Raw genomic sequence first — 1,833 nt, forward strand, 5'->3', positions numbered from 1 at the left:
TGACTTGTTGTTTCCTTATACGTGAAATAAATGACTGCATTTACTCTAGCTCCTGTGTCAACTAAGGCATTGGTGCTATGATTATGGAGATGTACTTTGATGCGCAGGTCCATTCCTTCTACCCAGTCATCATCTGTTGAAACAGCATCTTTAGGTAATTCCCCTTGTCAGTCATCTATTTCCAGAGTGTTGATGGGAATTGATATATGTTGATTCTTGAGAGCAGCTTTCCTTTTGAGTACTCGAAGCCGAGCTTCCTCTTGGGCTTCATCAATAACCTGTTGTTGTTTTATCTTTCTTTGCTTAGTTGCATGCATTCTTTCTAGCAATTCATTGGTTAGTGGAAAATTGTACTTCTTCAAACGACATCCACTAATCCAATTAGCAATTGGTTCACCATCTAGGGTGGAAAACTTAACTGCTCCATTTTGGAGATACATATTCAATGATAAATGGTGCCCCCATCATTGGTCTTAAGGGCAGGCTATCTACACGGGTTGGCATTTTTGCTCATTGACAAGCATCACACTTTGAACATATTCTTTGGCATCTGCAAAAAGTGTTGGCCACCATATGCCTGCCATCAAGATTGCTCTTGCGGTGGTCTCACTAGAAAAGTGACCTCCAGCTAATCCAACATGTGCTTGTTCTATAATCGGAATATACTCATCTTCATTTGCACAAAGACGCAAATGTTGATCTTTACCTTTCCGATACAATTGGTTCCCAATAAGAGCATAGTCTCTTGCTTCAGTTTCAATTGCTCTTTGGCGGCGTTTACTCATATCCTCAGGAAATGTTCGGCTTGATAAGTAACTAGATAGTTACTCCACTTAGAAACGTGTGATATCTGGAACAATGTCACATGAGGTATGAGTGCTTGTTTCTAGCAGTGAGGAAATTTTTTTACAAATGAGTGAACATCCCTCCTCATAGTTGGCCAAAATACTCCAAGTCTCAAGATTCGTTGCATAGTTTGGTCTTCTGCAAAGTGAAGTCCTACTATGGTAATATGTGCTTGACTTAGGTATTGTTCTTTTTCTTCAGGATTAATGCATAAAAGCAATATCCCATCTCGATTTCTTTTGTATAACCTTCTAGCTAGTAATTGATACATAGTCGATTGCTCGATTAAATCAATTGTGATAGGAAGTGGTATTTGTGAATCCACTTGCATGATTGTCATTAAAGACACAATGTTTTCCGACCATCTAGGTATCATTTCTATGGAGAACAAATAGGCATCTAGTAGATCATTGTCTACCCCTTTAGGTGATTCCCCTGAAACAATCCTTGACAAATGATCTGCTAGTTGATGTGTAGTGCCTTTTTTTACAACCATAGTGAAATCAAATTCGAGAAGAATGATGAACCATCTCACTATTCTCCCGGTATTGCATGGTTTATTCACTAGGTAGAGCAAGGCTTGATGATCCGTGAAAAACACAAACTTATTGGCTAGAAGATAATGCCAAAATTTCTTTAGAGCATAAATCATTCATAATCCCTCTTGCTCTATTATTGTGTAATTCCTTTCAGCATTGTTGAGCTGTCGACTAGGATAGCAGATTGGAAAATCCATGTTTCCTTCTTCTGGCTGAGCTAGGATGCATCCTATTGCATATGCCGAAGCATCTATATGCACATGGAATATCTTCTCCCAATCTGGTGATTTCAAGACTCGAGCAGTAATGAGTGCCTCTTTCAGTTTCTTGAAGGATTCCTCACACTCCTCTGTCCATTCGAAATTCACTATTAGCCTGTAAAGTGGTTGGCCTATTATAGCTTACATGTAAATGAATCGTCTATAATATCCACAATGTCCCATAAAGC

3 protein-coding genes are annotated in these 1,833 nt (G+C 38.9%); all 3 read right to left on the reverse strand.

Annotated elements, in window-relative coordinates:
- Positions 1–488 precede the first annotated feature (488 nt).
- Complete coding sequence (locus tag DD606_RS24905) at positions 489–785, reverse strand: integrase zinc binding domain-containing protein (RefSeq protein ID WP_129259431.1); 297 nt, start codon at positions 783–785, stop codon at positions 489–491.
- Between the two features lie 101 nt (positions 786–886).
- Entirely contained in the window at positions 887–1,498 is a 612-nt protein-coding gene (locus tag DD606_RS26665; RefSeq protein WP_129259433.1) for a hypothetical protein, read from the reverse strand.
- Complete coding sequence (locus tag DD606_RS26745; RefSeq protein ID WP_176691486.1) at positions 1,499–1,753, reverse strand: ribonuclease H family protein; 255 nt, start codon at positions 1,751–1,753, stop codon at positions 1,499–1,501. It lies immediately after the preceding gene.
- Positions 1,754–1,833 lie beyond the last annotated feature (80 nt).

Source organism: Enterobacter cloacae complex sp. GF14B (assembly GCF_004136805.1).
Lineage (GTDB): Bacteria > Pseudomonadota > Gammaproteobacteria > Enterobacterales > Enterobacteriaceae > Enterobacter > Enterobacter hormaechei_C.

Bases quoted from the DNA above. Each gene is read 5' to 3' on its own strand.
- DD606_RS26665 (WP_129259433.1), bottom strand. From the start codon at position 1,498: ATGATTTATGCTCTAAAGAAATTTTGGCATTATCTTCTAGCCAATAAG.
- DD606_RS24905 (WP_129259431.1), bottom strand. From the start codon at position 785: ATGAGTAAACGCCGCCAAAGAGCAATTGAAACTGAAGCAAGAGACTAT.